Genomic DNA, 18,347 nt, shown 5'->3' with positions numbered 1-18,347 from the left:
CGGGCGCCTCAGACTTTGTACCCGGCTTCACGCATGATCTGCATGACCGGGGCCACCAGATCATTGAGCGCTGCCTCGGCCGTCTTCTTGCCGGTCAGGGCCTCGGAGATGCCGACCCCGAGCGCCTGCACGTTGATCTTGTCCCACACCGCGATGATGGGCCGCCAGTCGGGGTTGGAGTACTTGAGCGCATCCTTGAAGGTGATGAACTCCGGGTACTGCCGCACCAGGTCGGTGTCGGCCAGCGTGGAGTTGCGGGTGGGCGCGCCGCCCGCCCGGGTGACGGCCTTGTCCTGGGCCTTGGAGGTGAGCCACTGCATGAGCAGGAAGCCCGCATCGGCGTTCTTCGCGTTCTTGGCGATGGCCAGGCCCAGCCCGCCGGACTGGGAGGAGCGGCGCGTTCCCATGGGGTGCAGGGCCCAGCTGACCTTGCCGGCGATGCGGGACTTGGCCGGGTCGTTCACCAGCCCGGCGAGGGAGGTGGAGTCCAGGTACATGGCGGCCTGGCCCTGCAGGAAGGCCGTGTTGCTTTCCCCCTGGCCATACCCCGCGATGCCCGCGGGGCCCGTGGCCACCACTTCCTGCAGGAACTTGAGCGCCTGCACGCCCGCCTTGTCATTGAAGCGCACGCGCCATTGATCGTCGAAGACGCTGCCGCCCAGCGGGTTCAGGTGCAGCAGCCAGGCGTGCACGGCCTGATGGCCCGCCTGGCCCCGGGACGCCAGCGCGCCGATACCCTCCTTGTCCTTGATCACGCGCAGCAACTGCGCGAACTCCGCATAGTTCTCGGGCACCTTGAGGCCGTGCTTGGCAAAGATGTCCTTGCGGTAGGCCAGCACCGAGGTTTCCGCGCCATAGGGCAGACCGTAGAGCTTGGCGCCCGGCCCCGCCAGGTAACCCTTGGGGCCCCCCACGAGCCCCAGGTTTTCGAGATAGACCGGAATGATGTCCTTGATGTCGTAGGCGGGGTCCGCCAGGGCGGGGTTCTGCAGGAACGGGTCGAGCGGCCGGATGAGATTCTTGGCGACGTACTCGCCCTTCCACATCACGACGTAGCAGCCCAGGTCGTAGTCGCCCTGCGGCTTGGCCATCTCCAGCAGCTGCTTTTCCTTCATGCGCCCCATGGCCAGGCGGTCGGTTTCCACCTTGATCCCGGTTTCCCTGGTGAAATCCGGCAGGATCTTCATCATCGCGTCGTAGTGGGGATGGGCCGGCACGCTGAAGGTGACCGTCTGGCCCGCGTACCTGGAATAGCGGCTCTGCGCACGGATTCCGCTCAAGGGCAGGCTGGCACCGAACACCGTGGCACTGGTTTTCGTTACGAAATCGCGTCTTTTCATGGTCTTGTCTCCTGGGTGGGGGTGTCGCGGTGTGTGTCAGGGGCGCAGGGAGCGCCCCGAGGCGGTGTCGAAAACGTGCATGTCCTGCGGGTCGAAGCTCAGGTCGACCCGCTGGCGCAGCCGGTCCTGCGCGTTGCCCGGCAGCATGGCGGCCACGCGCTGGCCGGAGGGAGTGTTCATGTGTCCCACCACCTGGCTTTCGGTGCCGAGGTACTCCACGACGTCCACCTGCAGGCTGAGCAGGCTCACGCCCGCGTTGGAAGGGTGCAGCGCCTGGGGGCGCAGGCCCAGCGTGAGCGACTGGTCCGCCCGTGGGGCCTGTGCCACCAGCCAGTCCGGCGCGATCCACGCGAAGCCTTCTCCGCGAAGCAGCTTGAGGCCATGTTCCTGGCTGTAGCGGGCCCGGAAGAAATTCATGGTCGGCGTGCCGATGAACCCCGCCACGAACAGGCTGGCCGGGCGTGTGAAGACGTCGGAGGGGGTGCCGATCTGCTGGATCTCCCCCTTGTCGAAGATCACGATGCGCGAGGCGAGCGTCATCGCCTCGACCTGGTCGTGGGTCACATACACCGTGGTCTTTCCCAGGCGCTCGTGCAGGATGGCCAGTTCCGCCCGCATGTGGCCGCGCAGCTTGGCATCCAGGTTGGACAGCGGTTCGTCGAACAGGAAAACCTTGGGTTCCCGCACGATGGCGCGCCCGATGGCCACGCGCTGGCGCTGGCCGCCAGACAGCTCCCTGGGCTTGCGTTCCAGCAGGTGTTCGATGCTCAGGATGCGGGCCGCGGACCTGACCTTCTCGAAGATCTCGGCGTAGGGCCGGCCGGACAGGCGCAGCGCAAAGGACATGTTCTCCGCCACGTTCATGTGGGGGTACAGCGCATAGTTCTGGAACACCATGGCGATGTCGCGGTCCATGGGCGCGGCATGGGTCACATCCCTGTCGCCGATCAGGATCTGCCCCTGCGTCACCTCCTCCAGCCCCGCGATCATCCGCAGCGTCGTGCTTTTCCCGCAGCCCGATTCGCCCAGCAGCACGACGAATTCGCCCTCGTGGATCGCCAGGTCCATCTGCTGGACGACGGTCACCTCGCCGAAACGCTTGACCACGTTACGTAGCTCCAGTCCTGCCATGGGTGCTCCCGTCATCTATCGTTGTGGAGTGCGGCCGGGCGTGTGGCGCTGCCCGAATTTCCGCTGCCACTGGGCCGCCGTGTAGCGCCTGATGCCCCAGCCCACGGGCCGCTTGCGGCTGGCGGCCGTGCCGCTGCCGGGGCCCCAGATGGCCTGGTAGGTGTCGATGCACCGCCCCTGGCGCTGCAGGACCACGAATGCGCTCGCCAGCAGCAGCCACCACAGCGCGAGCGCCAGCCCCATCCAGCGGGGCGCGTCGGCCACCACCAGGCCCAGGACGATCGTGGCGATCGACAGAAGAATGGCGGCATAGCCTCCGGCCTTGTGCACGGATTCAAAGGCCACGCGCCCCGGGGTCATGTCGTAGTGGTCTCCGCGCAGCCGCACGTCGGTGGGGCCGCCCTTGCTGCCCCTGGCCCACGCCGATGCCAGCTGCATGAGCCCCAGCCCCAGCACCCCCCACCCCAGAATGGCGTGCCATGCCGCGGCCTGGCTCACGCCGCGGGCGTTGCCCCAGGCCAGCCCGATGCCTGCCAGCATCAGCGCCATGCCGCCGTACTGCAGCACGCGGTGCGCGTGCCACCAGGTCTTGTTGTCGCGCACCGCCGGCCAGTCCTGGCCGGGCATGATCTTGAAGAAGCGCGCAACCAGCACACCCAGCGGCAGCAGGATGGCCCAGGCCAGAACCATGAGGCGGGCGTGCCAGAAAGCCCACGGCGCGATCTCGTGGTGCGCCGCTCCGCTGATGGGCGTCAGCAGCCACTGCATGAGGCCGTTCATGCACCGCCCCGTGCAGGAAAGCGGGACAGCACGCGCGAGACATCCGGCTCGCGCTGGGTCGCGATCCAGCGTTCGAACTGCAGCGTCTCCATGTTGAGGCAGCCCAGCAGGTCGTTGTCCTGGCTCACGAAGGCCAGCGGCCGCGACGGGTGGAAGCTCAGGGCGATGGCCCGCGCCTCCATCGGCACGTGGGCCAGCTCCCGCAGCGTGGCGGGGTCCACCACGGACAGGCTGCGTTCGCCGTAGTTGGTGACCACCAGCCGGCCGTCCCGGTACAGGTACAGGCGCGTGGGATCGTCGCGCGAGGGCGCCCGGTCCTTGACCTGCATGGTCGCGGTGTCGATCGCGCAAAGCGTGTTGCTCAAGCGGCAGCTCACGTACAGCGTCTTCTCGTCCCCGCTCAGCGCATAGCCTTCGGGTTTCTCGCCGGGAGCGCAGGCCACGGGAGCCACCGTGGCATCGTGGGGCCGGATCCTGGTCACGGTGTGCGACAGCAGGTTCATCGCATAGGCTGTCTGTCCGTCGCGGGTGAGCGCGAACAGGTGGCTCTTGATGCCCCCGGTGCTCGCGGCCCTGCGCGGGGCCGTGTCCGTGGCGGGATGGTCCAGGACCACGAGTTGCGCTCGGTCTTCGCTGAGCGCGTACAGGCGATCCTGTGTGTCCATCTGCATGCCGTGCAGCCGGTTGAAGGGGGCGATGTCGATGCAGCGCACCAGCTTCCTGCGGGCGATGTCCACCTGAAGGATCTGTGTGCCGCCAGCGCCCGGATGGCCCGAGGTTTCCACGCCATAGTGGCCGATGTAGGCATAGGCCTGGTGCGAGTCGATCACGAACTCGTGCGGGAAGTCGGGCAGCGCAATGCTGGCCAGCCGTTCACCGCTGCCGATGTCGTAGTAGCTCAGGCAGTGGCTGCACTTTTCCACCAGAAGCAGGACGTCGTCGGTCATGGCCGGGGGGCTCCGCGTGTGTTGAGAACGATGCTGTACAGCGAGGTGCTGGCGGCGATGAAGAGGGTGTCCCTGCGCGTTCCCCCGAAGGTCACGTTGCCCACCTTCTCGGGCACGGGAATCTTGCCCAGCAGCGTTCCGTCGGGGTGCAGCACCTGCACGCTGTCTTCGCTGCTGGTGTAGATCCGGCCGCGGTGGTCCACGCGGAAACCGTCCGGCACGCCCGGCGAGACCCGGGCGAACACGCGGGGGTCCTCCAGCGCGTGTTCCCGCACGTCGAAGACCACGATGTGGTGGTGGCCCGTGCCGTCCGGGCGCAGCGCGGCCGAGGTGTCGCTCACGTACAGCAGGCTTTCGTCGGGAGAAAAAGCGAGGCCGTTGGGCTCCTGCAGGAACCCGGACGCCTTGTGCAGCTGTCCGTCCGACGGGTCGTAGCAGAACACGTAGTTGCCGCCCAGCTCGGGGGGCGCCTTGTGGCCTTCCCGGTCGCCGAGGATGCCGTAGGGCGGGTCGGTGAACCAGATGCAGCCGTTGCTCTGCACCACCACGTCGTTGGGGGAGTTGAGCCGCTTGCCGTGGAAGTGGCTGACCACCACCTCATCGGGCGTGTCCGCATGCAGGCGCCCCCCGACCTGGGGCGTGCGCACGATGGCGCGTTGCCCGTGGGAGCAATGCAGCAGGTTGCCCGCGCCATCGAGCGCGTGGCCGTTGGTGAAATCGACCTGGTCGCGCCAGACGCTCATGCCGTCGGCGGGGGACCAGCGCAGCATGCGATTGTTGGGAATGTCGCTCCACAGCACCGAATCGTCCTGGGGCAGCCAGACCGGCCCCTCGCTCCAGGCGGCCCCCGTGCACAGCCGCCGCAGCGCCGCGCCCTCGAAGACAGGGGCCAGGCGCGCATCCAGGATGTGGGGTGGTGGAGCGAGGAATTCGGTCACGATCATCCCTGGGCGTGGTGTGCCTTGGCCGTGGCGGACGGCAGGTGGCAGTGGGTGCCCGCCGTGGGCGGGTTGGCTGTCGCCATCCCGGCCTGGCTGTGGCATTGGAAGCGCGCGGCGTGCGGGAGGCGGGGCCCGGCAAAGTCCGCGGGCAGGGCGACGAAGGGCCTGCCCTGGGTGCCTTCATCCCCCTTGGCGCGGACCGCGCCGGCCACGGGGCGAAAGGCTTCCTCGCGGCGGATGCGCGGCGCGGCGGCGGTGGGGTGGGCGGGGCGGCGGTCATCGCTGGCCCACGCGGCAGCCCGGGGCCTGCGGGTGGTGAGGTGATCGCGAGGGCGCATGGCGGGCAGGGCTTTCAATGCGCCCAGCGCAGCACCAGCGGATCGAGCGGGCGTGCGATGGCCAGCAGCTGGCGGCGCACCTCCGGGTGCATGGGCGGCCAGGGCGCGCGCGGTGCGTCGCAGGCGATCACGCGGCCTTCCTTCATCAGCGTCTTGGCCGCCAGGAAGCCCGCCTGGCGGTTCTCGTGGTTGATCAGCGGCAGCCAGCGCTGGTATTCGGCGAAGGCCTGGTCCCTGTCGCCCTGGCGGTGGGCTTCGATGATGGGGCGTATGCCGTCCGCGAACCCGCCGCCCGTCATCGATCCGGTGGCCCCGGCTTCCAGGTCCGCCAGCAGGGTGATGGCCTCCTCCCCGTCCCAGGGGCCTTCGATGGCCTCGCCGCCCAGCGCGATGAGCTCGCGCAGCTTGCTCGCCGCCCCCGCGGTTTCCATCTTGAAGTAGCAGACCTGCTCGATCTCCTGCGCCATCCGGGCCAGGAAGGCCGCAGACAGCGGCGTGCCCGCGGCCGGTGCGTCCTGGACCATGACGGGGATGCCGACGGCGTCGGACACGCCCTGGAAGAAGCTCCGGATGCGTGCCTCGCTGAAGCGGAAGGTGGCGCCGTGGTAGGGCGGCATCACCATCACCATGGCCGCGCCCATGTCCTGTGCGCGGCGGCCGCGCGCGGCGCAGACGGCGGTGCTGGTGTGGGTGGTGGTGACGATGACGGGCACGCGACCCGCCACATGCTCCAGTGCCGTGCGGGTGAGGGTTTCGCGTTCTTCGTCCGACAGCAGGAACTGCTCGGAGAAGTTGGCCAGGATGCACAGGCCGTCCACGCCCGAGTCGATCATGAAGTCCAGGCAGCGCTTCTGGCTGGCCAGGTCGAGCGTGCCGTCCTCGTGGAAGGTGGTGGGCACCACGGGGAAGATGCCACGGTAGCGGGGGGTGGAGCGTCCAGGCATGCCGCAGCCCTTATCCGACGATGTGGAACTGGTCGAGGTACTCGGTCTTGAGCGCGAGGCCCAGGCCCGGTGCGTCGTCCCTGAGCTGCAGGAAACCGTTCTCCGCCACGGGCTCGCCATCGAAGAGGTACCAGAACAGTTCGTTGCCGACCTCCACATCGAAGATGGGGAAGTATTCGGCCATGGGCGAGGCCAGCGTGCTCATGGTCAGGTGGTAGTTGTGCATCTGCCCCGCATGCGGCACCACCGGCACGCTGTGGGCCTCGCACAGGGCGTTGATCTTGTGGGCGGCGGTGATGCCGCCCACGCGGTTGGTGTCGTACTGCACGACGCTCACGGCCTTCTTGTCCAGCAGCTGCCTGAAGCCGTAGAGGCTGAACTCATGCTCTCCGCCCGAAATGGGGATGCTGCCCATGGCATTGAGTTCGGCGTAGCCGTCGATGTCGTCGGCGATCACGGGCTCTTCCAGCCAGCGGGGCTCGAACTTCTCGAGCTTGGGCAGCATGCGCCTGGCGTATTCGAGGCTCCAGCCCATGTAGCACTCGAGCATCAGGTCGTTGTCGTAGCCGATGACCTCGCGCACGGCCTCGACGGACCTGAGGTTTTCCTGCACGCCCTGCTGCAGATGGGCGGGCCCGTAGCCGAAGCGCATCTTGAATGCGGTGAAGCCCTGGTCCAGGAACTTCTGCGCTTCGGCCTGCATGGCGTCCAGGTCGGTGCGGTAGAGCTTGGAGTAGTAGCAGGGGATCTTTTCCTTGGTGCGCCCGCCCAGCAGCTTGAACACCGGCTTGTTCACGCTCTTGCCCAGGATGTCCCAGATGGCCAGGTCCACAGCCGAGATGGCGGCCATGGTCACGCCCTTGCGGCCCCAGGCATGGGTGGCGCGGTACATGCGCTGCCACAGGTACTCGTAGTCCCAGGGGTCCTGTCCGATGACCAGCGGCGCGAGGTACTCGTCGATGATGGCCTTGGCGATGCGCGGCGCCAGCGCCACGTTGCCCAGCCCCACGATGCCGTCATCGGTCTCCATCTCCACCACGGTCCAAGAGTGGAAGCGGAAGGTGCTCATGGTCTCGGTCCTGGAGTAGACGAGGTCCATGGCGTTGGCGCAGAAGTTGTCCTGGGGCGCGATGGTCTTGCCCTTCCATTCGTAGACGCGCGCGCGGACGGATTTGATTTTCATGGCGATTTCTTTTTTTCTGTCATTCACCGGCCAGCGGGTCGCCCTGGCGGGCGCGCAGCTGGTTCGAGCCCATGCGTGCGGCGATCCGGAATGCGTTGTGCGTGGCATTGACATCGGCCACGCCCCTGCCCGCGATGTCGAAGGCCGTGCCATGGGCGGGCGTGGTGATGGGGATGGGAAGCCCGCCCTGGACGGTGACCCCCCGGCTGAATCCCAGCAGCTTGATCGCGATCTGGCCCTGGTCGTGGTACATGGTCACCACCGCCTGGTAGTGGCCGTCGCGCGCTTTCAGGAACACCGTGTCCGCGGGGAAGGGGCCTTCCGCCGGCACTCCGGCTTCCTGGAGCGTCCTGACGGCCGGCGCGATGATGTCGATCTCCTCGCGTCCGCACATGCCGCCGTCCCCCGCGTGCGGATTGAAGGCCGCCACGGCCACCCTGGGATCGGGGAACCCGCTGTCCCGCAGCGACTGGTGGATGAGCCTGGCGGCGGCCACGATGCGTTCCTGGCTCAGTGCCCGCGCGGCATCCTTGAGGGGAATGTGCGAGGACACCCGCGATGTCCACAGGCGGCCCAGGGTGTTGAACTCGCAGAAGTAGCCCTGCACTCCCAGGTACGCGGCGAAATGGTGCAGTTCGTCCTCGTGGCGGAGCCCGCCCAGCTTCATGGCGTGTTTGTTCAGGGGGGCGAAGCAGATGGCGTCCACATGGGCGGCCTGGGCCGCGTCCATGCAGAGGTTCAGCACCTGAAGGACGGAGGCCCCGCATTCCGCCGCCACGTGGCCGCAGCGGACCTTGCCGGCATCGATGGACGCCACCGGCACAAAGGCAGGCCGGTCCTGTTGGGGGCGGTCGCGCACTTCGGCCAGCGTCGCGACGGGGTGTGTCGGCACGGCGACGCCAGCGGTCTGCTGGCCGGCATTCCACACCCAGATGTCGCCCACCACGACCACGTTGGCCTCCTCGTGGACGTCAGGCCGGCTGAGCAGCTTCGCGATGAGCTCAGGACCGATGCCCGCGGGGTCGCCCAGGGTCAGGGCCACGACCGGTTTTGCGGCGTTTGTCGTGGATGGGATTCGGTTTTGGGTGGTGTCGCCTGCTGCATGTGGGCCGATTATTGGGAGGCGGATAGTTAACGTAAATTCAAAAATTGAACATAACTAATAATCACTGGTTATGATTTGACGCTGGGTTTTCCCGTAAGCCAGAGGCGGTTCCTCCATGCACAAAACAAGTCCTTTTGTCGTCTCGCAACTGCTCAACCGGCTGCGCATGCGGCAGGTCGCCCTCATGCTGGCTTTTGCCGAACATGGCACCTTGCGGGGGGCGGCGGTCGAGCTGGGAATGAGCCAGCCCGCCGCCACGAAGATGATTCAGGAGCTGGAGTCGGCGCTGGGGCAGCGCCTGTTCGAACGCGAGGGGCGGGGGCAGCGGATGACACCGGCCGGCGAGCGCGTGCTGGGGTACTTCCAGGGCATGCGCGGCTCGATGGAGTCCATGGCCCGCGAACTCGATGAACTGAAACTGGGAAGCGCGGGGCGCCTGGCGGTGGGCTGCATCATGGCGCCGCTGCCCACCTTGCTGAACCAGGCCATCATCGCTTTCAACAAGACCTATCCGCTGACCACCATCCAGGTGACGCTGGACACCAGCGACAGGCTGGTCGAACTGCTCAAGGACGGCCTGATCGACATCGCCATCGGGCGCGTGCGGCCGGAGCACAAGGCCCTGTTCGGCTTTCAGCCGCTGGCCAACGAGTCGCTGGCCGTGGTGGTGGGAGTGGGGCACCCGCTGTCCAAGAAAAGGCAGGTTCCCTTTTCCAGCTTGCTGGACTACCCCTGGATACTGCAGCCCTCCGGCAGCCCCATGCGCGAGGTGCTGGACCAGGAGTTCCGCTCGCTCCACGCGCCGCCGCCCCGTGGCCTGATCGAGACGGCCTCCATCCTGACCACCATGCAGCTGATCGCGGACACCACCATGGTGGCCGTGATTCCGCTGTCGATCGCCACGATCTATGCGCGGCACCATCTGCTCAAGATCCTGCCCTGCCACATCAAGCACAAGATGGGCGAGTTCGGCGCCATCACGCGCAGGGACCGCCCCCTGCCACAGGCCGCGCGCTACTTCCTGTCGGCGCTGCATCGCAGCCGCCCGCCGCCGCCGCAGGCGTAGCGGCCGCGCAGGGGACGGTCCGGGCTCATTTGTTTTTGTGATCGTCCCATGTGCGTAAGCAATTTGACGCCCCCGCGGGCCTCGTCGACACTGCGCTCGCCAGCCTGCGGTATGCAGGCGGCTTCATAACCACCGCTGCGCGCGACCACGATCCCGATCCATGAATCCTGCACCCGAAGCCCCCACCGTGGCCGCCGTGTCCGTCAACGACATGCGCGAGCGCATCCGCCGCAAGAGCCGCCTGAAAGGCCGCCAGCCCGAGGATGCCGCGCTGGCCGAGGTGGCGCAGCTGCTGGGGCCGCGCCCGGCCGATGGTTTTCGGCGCGATCTGCTCATCGAATACCTGCACCGGCTGAACGACCACTTTGGCGTGCTGCACGACCGCCACCTGGTGGCGCTGGCCAAGCAGCTCAACCGCCCGATGGCCGAGGTGTATGAAGTGGCCAGCTTCTACCACCACTTCGACATCGTGCGCGGCGAGGATGCCCAGGCCCCGCGCCTGGTGCTGCGGGTGTGCGACAGCCTGAGCTGCAGCCTGGCCGGAGCACATGAACTGCTGGCCGAGCTGCCCGGGCGCCTGCGCGCGATGAACCTTGGTGCAGGGCATGGCGATGTGCAGGTGGTGGCCGTGCCCTGCGTGGGCCGCTGCGAGCAGGCGCCCGTGGCCGTGGTGCACCAGTGCCCGGTGCCACACGCCACGGTGGATGCCGTGCTGGACACCATCATTTCGAAGCAAAATCGGGCCCTGGCGCTTCATCCACAAGCGCTGGCAGCTATCAATTTTGATATTGCCGCGCTGGCCGAACACAGCGTGCCTGCGCAGCCAGACCCGGTCAGTCCCGCCCACACAGACCTCGCCACCTACCGCGCGCACGGCGGCTACCAGACGGCCGCCGCGCTGGTCAACGGCGAAATGGATGCCGAGGCAGTGCTCTCGGCCATGGAGAACTCGGGCCTGCGCGGCCTGGGCGGCGCAGGCTTTCCGGCGGGACGCAAATGGCGCATCGTGCGCGACCAGCCCGCGCCACGGCTGATGGCCGTCAACATCGACGAGGGCGAGCCCGGCACCTTCAAGGACCGCACCTACCTCGAACGCGACCCGCACCGCTTTCTGGAAGGCGTTCTCATCGCCGCCCAGGTAGTGGGCACCGAAGCCATCTACATCTACCTGCGCGACGAGTACCACGGCTGCCGCGCGCTGCTGCAGGCGGCGCTGCGGGATTTGCGCGCCGAACCGCCATGCCCCTTGCCGCACATCGAGCTGCGGCGCGGCGCGGGCGCCTATATCTGCGGCGAAGAGTCGGCCATGATCGAGAGCATCGAAGGCAAACGCGGCGAGCCCCGCATGCGCCCGCCCTACATCGCGCAGGTGGGCCTGTTCGGCCGGCCCACGCTGGAGCACAACTTCGAGACGCTGTACTGGGTGCGCGACATCATCGAGCGCGGGCCCGAGTGGTTTGCCAGCTTCGGCCGCCACGGGCGCAAGGGGCTGCGCAGTTTCAGCGTGAGCGGACGCGTGAAGCATCCCGGCGTCAAGCTCGCGCCTGCGGGCATCACGGTGCAGGAACTCATCGATGAATACTGCGGCGGCATGCCCGATGGCCACCAGCTGTATGCCTACCTGCCCGGCGGCGCGTCGGGCGGCATCCTTCCCGCCAGCCTGAGCAACATCCCGCTCGACTTCGATACGCTGCAGCCCCACGGCTGCTTCATCGGCTCGGCCGCCGTCATCGTGCTCAGCCAGCACGACCGGGCCCGCGATGCGGCGCTGAACGTGATGCGCTTCTTCGAGCACGAAAGCTGCGGCCAGTGCACGCCCTGCCGCGTGGGCACGGCCAAGGCTGCGGTGTTGATGCGCGCCCCGCAGTGGGATGAAGAACTGCTCGACGACCTGGCCCAGGTGATGGGCGATGCATCGATCTGCGGCCTGGGCCAGGCGGCGCCCAACCCCATCCGCTGCATCCACAAATATTTTGCCCACGAGGTGGGCGAGGCGCCCTGGCCAGGCGACCTGCCCAGGCCGCGCAACAGCCCGCTCGCCGAGCAACTGCCCGGAGGACTACAGCCATGAGCGCCGTGTTGACATCCACGGCGGCGCGGCCTGGCGTGGCCTTCGAGTTGGACGGCCAGCCCGTCACCGCCCACGCCGGTGAAACCATCCTCAAAGCCGCGCAGCGCCATGGCGTGGACATTCCCCACCTCTGCTACACCGACGGCCTGCGCCCCGATGGCAATTGCCGCGCCTGCGTGGTCGAGATCGCCGGCGAGCGCACGCTCGCCCCCAGCTGCTGCCGCGCGCCGACCGAGGGCATGAAGGTGTCGGCCGCCAGCCCGCGCGCCCGCAAGAGCCAGCAGATGGTGGTGGAGATGCTGCTGTCGGACATGCCCGATGTGGGCTATCGCTGGAACGACGACCAATCAAATACTCCTGAATTGATAGCTGGTGGCGCTTATCCATCAATCGCTAGCGGCAAATTTGATTCAAATATTTCAGAAACGGTAGGCCAGCACGGCGAACTGAGCGAGTGGGCCGACCGCCTGGGCGTGGCCGTGCGCCCGGCCCTCAAGGCCCTGCGCCGCGAGCAGCCCGCGCCCGACCTGAGCCACCCGGCCATGGCGGTGAACCTGGACGCCTGCATCCAGTGCAACCGCTGCGTGCGCGCCTGCCGCGAGGAACAGGTCAACGATGTGATCGGCTACGCGCTGCGCGGCGCGCAGAGCAAGATCGTCTTCGACCTCGACGACCCCATGGCCGAGAGCACCTGCGTGGCCTGCGGCGAATGCGTGCAGGCCTGCCCCACGGGCGCGCTCAGTCCCAAGACGCACATCGGCCCGCAGGCGGTGGACCGCAAGGTCGATTCGGTCTGCCCGTTCTGCGGCGTGGGCTGCCTCATCACCTACAACGTGCGCGATGAAAAAATCATCAGCGTCGAGGGCCGCGACGGCCCGGCCAACCACGGCCGCCTGTGTGTGAAAGGGCGCTTTGGTTTCGACTACGCCCACCACCCCGACCGCCTGACGGTGCCGCTGATCCGCAAGAGCGGCGTGCCCAAGGAGGTGCGGCCCTACGGCGCCGACTGGCGCGATACCTTCCGCGAAGCGACCTGGGACGAGGCGCTCGGCCTGGCCGCCGGCACGCTCAGGTCGCTGCGCGACACGCACGGCCCCAAGGCGCTCGCAGGCTTTGGATCGGCCAAGGGCAGCAACGAAGAGGCCTACCTGTTCCAGAAGCTGGTGCGCACCGGCTTTGGCAGCAACAACGTGGACCACTGCACGCGGCTGTGCCACGCCTCCAGCGTGGCCGCGTTGCTCGAAGGTGTGGGCTCGGGCGCGGTGAGCAACCCGGTGAACGACGTGGAGCATGCCGGGCTGATCTTCGTGATCGGCTCCAACCCCACGGCCAACCACCCCGTGGCGGCCACCTGGATGAAGAACGCCGCGCAGCGTGGCGCGAAGATCGTGCTGGCCGATCCGCGCATCACCGACATCGGCCGCCATGCCTGGCGCACACTGCAGTTCAAGGCCGACACCGACGTGGCCATGCTCAACGCGCTGATCCACACGGTGATCGACGAAGGCCTGGTGGATGAAGCCTTCATCCGCGACCGCGCCAACAACTTCGAGGCCTTGAAGGCCAACGTGATGGGCTGCAGCCCCGAGGCCATGGCCCCGGTGTGCGGAATCCCGGCCGAGACGCTGCGCGAGGTGGCGCGGGCGTTTGCAAAAAGCAAAGCCTCGATGATTCTGTGGGGCATGGGCGTAAGCCAGCACGTGCACGGCACCGACAACGCGCGCTGTCTGATCGCGCTGTGCGCCGTCACCGGCCAGATCGGCAAGCCCGGCTCCGGCCTGCACCCGCTGCGCGGCCAGAACAACGTGCAGGGCGCGAGCGACGCGGGGCTGATCCCCATGATGTTCCCCAATTACCAGCGGGTGGACAACGCGGAGGCGCATGCCTGGTTCGAGGACTTCTGGGGCGCCCGGCTCGATGAGGCGCCGGGCTACACCGTGGTCGAGATCATGCACAAGGCCCTGGCCGACGACAGCGACCCGCACAAGGTGCGCGGCATGTACATCATGGGCGAGAACCCCGCCATGAGCGACCCCGACCTGAACCACGCGCGCCACGCGCTGGCCAGCCTGTCGCACCTGGTGGTGCAGGACATCTTTTTGACCGAGACCGCCTGGCTGGCCGACGTGGTACTGCCCGCCAGCGCCTGGCCCGAAAAGACCGGCACCGCCAGCAACACCGACCGCATGGTGCAGATGGGCCGCCGCGCCCTGAACCCGCCGGGCGACGCGCAGCCCGACCTGTGGATCATCCAGCAGATCGCCGCGCGCATGGGGCTTGGCTGGAACTACGAAGGCGAAGAATCCGGCGTGGCCGCTGTCTACGACGAAATGCGCCAGGCCATGCACGCCAGCATCGAGGGCATCACCTGGGACCGCCTCGCGCGCGACTCCAGCGTGACCTACCCCTGCCTCACGGAGGGCGACCCGGGCCAGCCCATCGTCTTCACCGAGAAATTCCCCACGCCCACGGGCCGACTGCAACTGGTGCCCGCCAGCGTGATCCCGGCGGCCGAAAAGCCCGATGCCGACTACCCCCTGGTGCTCATCACCGGCCGGCAGCTGGAGCACTGGCACACGGGCAGCATGACGCGGCGCAGCACCGTGCTGGACGCCATCGAGCCCATGGCCACCGCGTCGCTGCATGGCGACGAACTGGCGCGGCTGGGCGTGGCGCCCGGCGCGCTGGTGGGCATCCGCTCGCGGCGCGGCATGGTGCAGGTGCGCGTGCGCCGCGACGACGGCACGCCGCACGGCACCGTGTTCATGCCGTTTGCGTACGTGGAGGCCGCCGCCAACCTGCTCACCAACGCGGCGCTGGACCCGTTCGGCAAGATCCCCGAGTTCAAGTACTGCGCGGTGGCTGTGGAGCGGCTGGACGTGGCGCAGGAGGCGCCGCACTGACGGACGGCGTGGGGCGCGACGCCGGGAAGCGCCGGTGCTCCAGCCTCCATCGTTCGTAGTCTGTAGCCCGTCCCCCAGTCCCCCAGTCCGTTCGGGCTGAGCCTGTCGAAGCCAGGGCCCAGACCGCCTCCGGCAGCCGCGCAGTTGCGCGCACCCACATCCGCATCCTCACCACCACACGACGGCTGCGGCGCAGTGCAGGGGCTTTGAACCCTCTCCACGCGCCTGCCGGAGTAAAGTCAACGCCCATGACCGAACGCCCCCACACCGACGTTGCCGTGATCATGCGCTGCGAGCGCATCGACAACCGCTGGCAGCCCTGGCGCTGGTCGCTGGCCGAGGTGGTGATCAACGAGCCCACCTTCGGCACCGCGCCGCGCCGCCTGCTCAGCGATGAGCGCGAGCAGCGCTGGCTGTTCCCCGGCTTCGTGGTGGAGCTGTTCCGCGACGATGCCGAGGGCTACCACCTCAACCTCACCTCGCCCGCCCCCTGCTGGTTCGTGCTGTGGCGCCGCGACGAAGACCCCGGCACGGGCGAGATCCCGCTGGCACGCCCCGTGGCCGTGAGCCTGAGCTACCACGACGCGGGCCGCTGGCTGGACGCGCAGGAAACCGTGGAACAGGTGCCCGCCCCGCCCGAGGTGCTGGAGGTGCTGCGCGCCTTCGTGGCCGAGCACTACCAGCCCGAGCCCAAGCGCAGGAAGCGCCCCGACAGCTTCCGCCCCCTGCAGGACCGTTTTGGCAACCCTGCGACCGTTTCCACCGAGAAACAGCGCGGCGGCGGCGGGCGTGGTGGTGGTGGTGACGTCGTGGAGCAGGGAAGGGCAGACCGTGGCTGACGGATTCCTCGGGCGCTGGTCGCGCCGCAAGCAGGAGGTGCGCGAGGGCAAGCCCATCGACGAGCCTCCGCCGCCCGCCATGCCGGCGGCGGAACGCGCTGCGGGCCTGCCCACGGGCCCGTCTCCTGGGGCACAAGTCCCGGTGCGTGGTGAGTCAACCCAGGCGAGCGACAGCACGCAGGCAGCCGATCCGGCGCCACCGCCGCCCACGCTGGCCGATGCCCAAGCCCTCACGCCCGAGTCTGACTTCAAGCCCTTCGTGCAGCGCGCGGTCTCGCCCGATGTGCGCAACCTGGCGATGAAGAAGCTGTTTGCCGACCCGCACTTCAATGTGATGGACGGCCTCGATATCTACATCGGCGACTACAGCCAGCCCGACCCTTTGCCCGAGGGCATGCTGCGCCAGATGGCCAGCGCCCATGCCATGGGCTTCTTCGACCATGAAAAGCCCTCGCCGGAGGCGGAGGGCGCTGCGGCAAAGCCCCCGGGTCCCGCTCAGCATCGGGATGATGCGGAGGCGCAAGAGGCCGCGGGCGTGGCACAGTCGGGGGTATGCACCGCTGTTCCTAGCGAGTCCTCCAGCGAGCCCGGCGCGCCCGTGCTGTCCCCCACCGGGGCAGCCGACGCACCAGCCAGCCAACCCGACCATGACCACGACGCTCATCTGCGACTGCAACCAGACGATGCCCCTCGACGCGAAGGCGTTGGGCGCGGCACTGCATGACGACCAGGGCCTGACCCTTCACTCCACGCTGTGCCGGCGCGAAGCCGGCGCATTCCAGCAGGCCATCAAGACCGGCCAGGATGTGGTGGTGGCCTGCACGCAGGAGCAGCGCCTGTTCGCCGAGCTGGGCCAGCAGACCGAGGGCGCCATCTCCCCCCTCCGCTTCGTCAACATCCGCGAGACCGGCGGCTGGAGCCGCGATGCGAGCCAGGCCACCCCCAAGATCGCGGCGCTGCTGGCCGCCGCGCAGTTGCCCGAGCCCGCACCCGTGCCCACGGTCACGTTCAGGAGCGCAGGGCGCCTTCTGATCATCGGGCCGCTGGATGCGGCCGAGCGTGCGGCGGCCATGGTGTCCGACGTGCTGGAGGTGACGGTGTTCGCTCAGGGCCCGGGCACCGCAGGCGGTGCGCAGGCCCGGCGCTTTCCGGTGCTGGGCGGGCGTATCACGGGTCTCACGGGCTGGCTGGGCGCGTTCGATCTGCAATGGTCGGCCGACAACCCCATCGACCTGGACCTGTGCACCCGCTGCAACGCCTGCGTGGCTGCGTGCCCCGAAGATGCCATCGGCCTCGACTACCAAGTCGACCTGACCGCCTGCCAGTCGCACCGCGCGTGCGTGAAGGTCTGCCAGGTGGCGGGCGCCATCGACTTCAGCCGCGAGGCGGCCCCGCACACCGAGCGCTTCGACATGGTGCTCGACCTGCGCGCCGCCACGGCCACGCCCACCTTTGTGCAGCACGCGTTGCCGCAGGGGTACTTTCGCTGGGATGGCCGCGACATCGCCACGCTGCTGCGCCTGCGCGAGCTGGTGGGCGAGTTTGAAAAGCCCAAGTTCTTTGTCTACAAACAAAAGCTGTGCGCCCACAGCCGCAATGAAACCGTGGGCTGCAACGCCTGCGTGGACATCTGCTCGGCCGAGGCCATTGCGAGTGACAAGAGCCGCCAGCAAATCAAGGTGAACCCGAACCTCTGCGTGGGCTGCGGTGCCTGCACCACGGTGTGCCCCACGGGCGCGTTGACCTATGCCTACCCCAGTGCCACGGACCAGGGCCTGAAGCTCAAGACGCTGCTGTCCACCTATGCCGCAGCCGGTGGCAAAGACGCCGTGGTGCTGCTGCACAGCCAGGAGCGCGGCCAGGCGCTGGTGGAGGAACTGGGCCGCGCGGCGCAGCTGAAGGTGGCGCACGGCGTGCCGGCGCGGGTGATTCCGGTGGCGGTGTGGCACACGGCCAGCCTGGGCGTGGACCTGTGGCTGAGCGCCATCGCCTACGGTGCATCGCAGGTGGCGGTGCTGGTGACTGATGAAGAAGCCCCGCAGTACCTCGAAGGCCTGCAGGCGCAGATGGATGTGGCGCAGGCCATCCTGCGCGGGCTGGGCTACACGGGCAGCCACCTGCAACTGGTGCGGGCCACGCACCCCACGGCGCTGGACGCCGCGCTGCAGGCCCTGGGGCAGACCCGCCAGGCCATGCCCGCCGTGCCCGCACGGTTTGCGGTGGCGCAGGAAAAGCGCAGCACGCTGGAGATGGCTCTGGACCATCTCATCGAATACGCGCCAGCCCCGGCCACGGTGCGGCCCGACGCCATTGCGCTGCCGGCCGCGGGCTCGCCGCTGGGCAGCATCAACGTGAACAAAGACCGCTGCACGCTGTGCCTGAGCTGCGTGAGCGCGTGCCCCGCCAGCGCCCTGCAGGACAACCCGCAGATGCCGCAACTGCGCTTCATCGAAAAGAACTGCGTGCAGTGCGGCCTGTGCGCCACCACCTGCCCCGAAGACGCGATCACCCTGCAGCCGCGCCTGCTGCTCACGCCCGAGCGTGCGCAGCTGCGCGTGCTCAACGAAGCCAAGCCCTGGGCCTGCGTGCGCTGCAGCAAACCGTTCGGCACGGTCAAGGCCATCGAGGCCATGCTGGGCAAGCTCTCGGGCCACCCCATGTTCCAGGGCGAGGCGCTGGAGCGCTTGAAGATGTGCAGCGACTGCCGCGTGATCGACCTGTATTCCTCCCAAAGCGAAGCGAAAGTGACGGACCTGTGA

General features: G+C 68.2%; 15 protein-coding genes. 6 read left to right on the top strand and 9 right to left on the bottom strand.

What is annotated here, in order from left to right; translation table 11 throughout:
• Positions 1-8 precede the first annotated feature (8 nt).
• Genes KW843_RS14565 through KW843_RS14525 form a run of 9 tightly spaced genes read right to left on the bottom strand, consistent with a single transcriptional unit; the run spans position 9 to position 8,646 of the window.
• A complete protein-coding gene (locus tag KW843_RS14565; RefSeq protein WP_218295876.1) occupies positions 9-1,340 on the bottom strand; it encodes an ABC transporter substrate-binding protein in 1,332 nt (443 codons plus the stop codon).
• A gap of 36 nt (positions 1,341-1,376) precedes the next feature.
• Positions 1,377-2,471 carry an ABC transporter ATP-binding protein gene (locus tag KW843_RS14560; RefSeq protein ID WP_218295875.1) on the bottom strand — a complete coding sequence of 365 codons (1,095 nt, stop codon included), beginning with the start codon at positions 2,469-2,471 and terminating at the stop codon, positions 1,377-1,379.
• A gap of 15 nt (positions 2,472-2,486) precedes the next feature.
• The gene (locus KW843_RS14555) at positions 2,487-3,251 is read right to left on the bottom strand and encodes a cytochrome b561 domain-containing protein (RefSeq protein WP_218295874.1); all 765 of its coding nucleotides are present in this window, start codon (positions 3,249-3,251) and stop codon (positions 2,487-2,489) included.
• Entirely contained in the window at positions 3,248-4,198 is a 951-nt protein-coding gene (locus tag KW843_RS14550; protein WP_218295873.1) for a YncE family protein, read from the bottom strand. The genes KW843_RS14555 and KW843_RS14550 overlap by 4 nt, the downstream gene beginning before the upstream one ends.
• Entirely contained in the window at positions 4,195-5,142 is a 948-nt protein-coding gene (locus KW843_RS14545) for an SMP-30/gluconolactonase/LRE family protein (RefSeq protein ID WP_218295872.1), read from the bottom strand. Before KW843_RS14545 ends, KW843_RS14550 begins: the two co-directional genes overlap by 4 nt.
• Positions 5,139-5,477 carry a hypothetical protein gene (locus KW843_RS14540; RefSeq protein ID WP_218295871.1) on the bottom strand — a complete coding sequence of 113 codons (339 nt, stop codon included), beginning with the start codon at positions 5,475-5,477 and terminating at the stop codon, positions 5,139-5,141. Before KW843_RS14540 ends, KW843_RS14545 begins: the two co-directional genes overlap by 4 nt.
• A gap of 14 nt (positions 5,478-5,491) precedes the next feature.
• Complete coding sequence (locus KW843_RS14535) at positions 5,492-6,421, bottom strand: dihydrodipicolinate synthase family protein (RefSeq protein WP_218295870.1); 930 nt, start codon at positions 6,419-6,421, stop codon at positions 5,492-5,494.
• Positions 6,422-6,431: 10 nt separating this feature from the next.
• Positions 6,432-7,604 (bottom strand): L-rhamnonate dehydratase, encoded by a 1,173-nt coding sequence (locus KW843_RS14530; protein WP_218295869.1) that lies wholly within the window; start codon positions 7,602-7,604, stop codon positions 6,432-6,434.
• Between the two features lie 19 nt (positions 7,605-7,623).
• Positions 7,624-8,646 carry a 4-hydroxythreonine-4-phosphate dehydrogenase PdxA gene (locus KW843_RS14525; RefSeq protein ID WP_370628501.1) on the bottom strand — a complete coding sequence of 341 codons (1,023 nt, stop codon included), beginning with the start codon at positions 8,644-8,646 and terminating at the stop codon, positions 7,624-7,626.
• A 178-nt stretch (positions 8,647-8,824) separates the two neighbouring features.
• On the opposite strand from KW843_RS14525, the gene KW843_RS14520 reads away from it, so the two are divergent.
• The 6 genes from KW843_RS14520 to KW843_RS14495 all read left to right on the top strand — a co-directional run bounded on the left by KW843_RS14520 (position 8,825) and on the right by KW843_RS14495 (position 18,347).
• The gene (locus KW843_RS14520) at positions 8,825-9,775 is read left to right on the top strand and encodes a LysR family transcriptional regulator (protein WP_218295868.1); all 951 of its coding nucleotides are present in this window, start codon (positions 8,825-8,827) and stop codon (positions 9,773-9,775) included.
• A 160-nt stretch (positions 9,776-9,935) separates the two neighbouring features.
• A complete protein-coding gene (locus KW843_RS14515) occupies positions 9,936-11,846 on the top strand; it encodes an NADH-ubiquinone oxidoreductase-F iron-sulfur binding region domain-containing protein (RefSeq protein ID WP_218295867.1) in 1,911 nt (636 codons plus the stop codon).
• Positions 11,843-14,749, top strand: coding sequence for a formate dehydrogenase subunit alpha (gene fdhF / locus KW843_RS14510; RefSeq protein ID WP_218295866.1), 2,907 nt, complete (start codon positions 11,843-11,845; stop codon positions 14,747-14,749). Before KW843_RS14515 ends, fdhF begins: the two co-directional genes overlap by 4 nt.
• Before the next feature lie 248 nt (positions 14,750-14,997).
• Positions 14,998-15,588 (top strand): DUF3305 domain-containing protein, encoded by a 591-nt coding sequence (locus KW843_RS14505; RefSeq protein ID WP_218295865.1) that lies wholly within the window; start codon positions 14,998-15,000, stop codon positions 15,586-15,588.
• Positions 15,581-16,312, top strand: coding sequence for a DUF3306 domain-containing protein (locus tag KW843_RS14500; protein WP_218295864.1), 732 nt, complete (start codon positions 15,581-15,583; stop codon positions 16,310-16,312). Before KW843_RS14505 ends, KW843_RS14500 begins: the two co-directional genes overlap by 8 nt.
• Positions 16,272-18,347, top strand: a complete 2,076-nt coding sequence (locus tag KW843_RS14495; RefSeq protein WP_218296301.1) for a 4Fe-4S binding protein — start codon at positions 16,272-16,274, stop codon at positions 18,345-18,347. Before KW843_RS14500 ends, KW843_RS14495 begins: the two co-directional genes overlap by 41 nt.

Source organism: Acidovorax sp. sif1233, assembly GCF_019218755.1.
Taxonomy (GTDB): Bacteria; Pseudomonadota; Gammaproteobacteria; order Burkholderiales; family Burkholderiaceae_C; genus Acidovorax.
This window is presented reverse-complemented; position numbering and strand designations above follow the sequence as displayed.

Coding starts and splice junctions, on each gene's coding strand:
- KW843_RS14535 (WP_218295870.1), bottom strand. CDS start 6,421: ATGCCTGGACGCTCCACCCCCCGCTACCGTGGCATCTTCCCCGTGGTG.
- KW843_RS14555 (WP_218295874.1), bottom strand. CDS start 3,251: ATGAACGGCCTCATGCAGTGGCTGCTGACGCCCATCAGCGGAGCGGCG.
- KW843_RS14565 (WP_218295876.1), bottom strand. CDS start 1,340: ATGAAAAGACGCGATTTCGTAACGAAAACCAGTGCCACGGTGTTCGGT.
- KW843_RS14495 (WP_218296301.1), top strand. CDS start 16,272: ATGCCCCTCGACGCGAAGGCGTTGGGCGCGGCACTGCATGACGACCAG.
- KW843_RS14550 (WP_218295873.1), bottom strand. CDS start 4,198: ATGACCGACGACGTCCTGCTTCTGGTGGAAAAGTGCAGCCACTGCCTG.
- KW843_RS14560 (WP_218295875.1), bottom strand. CDS start 2,471: ATGGCAGGACTGGAGCTACGTAACGTGGTCAAGCGTTTCGGCGAGGTG.
- KW843_RS14520 (WP_218295868.1), top strand. CDS start 8,825: ATGCACAAAACAAGTCCTTTTGTCGTCTCGCAACTGCTCAACCGGCTG.
- fdhF (WP_218295866.1), top strand. CDS start 11,843: ATGAGCGCCGTGTTGACATCCACGGCGGCGCGGCCTGGCGTGGCCTTC.
- KW843_RS14545 (WP_218295872.1), bottom strand. CDS start 5,142: ATGATCGTGACCGAATTCCTCGCTCCACCACCCCACATCCTGGATGCG.
- KW843_RS14515 (WP_218295867.1), top strand. CDS start 9,936: ATGAATCCTGCACCCGAAGCCCCCACCGTGGCCGCCGTGTCCGTCAAC.
- KW843_RS14505 (WP_218295865.1), top strand. CDS start 14,998: ATGACCGAACGCCCCCACACCGACGTTGCCGTGATCATGCGCTGCGAG.
- KW843_RS14530 (WP_218295869.1), bottom strand. CDS start 7,604: ATGAAAATCAAATCCGTCCGCGCGCGCGTCTACGAATGGAAGGGCAAG.
- KW843_RS14540 (WP_218295871.1), bottom strand. CDS start 5,477: ATGCGCCCTCGCGATCACCTCACCACCCGCAGGCCCCGGGCTGCCGCG.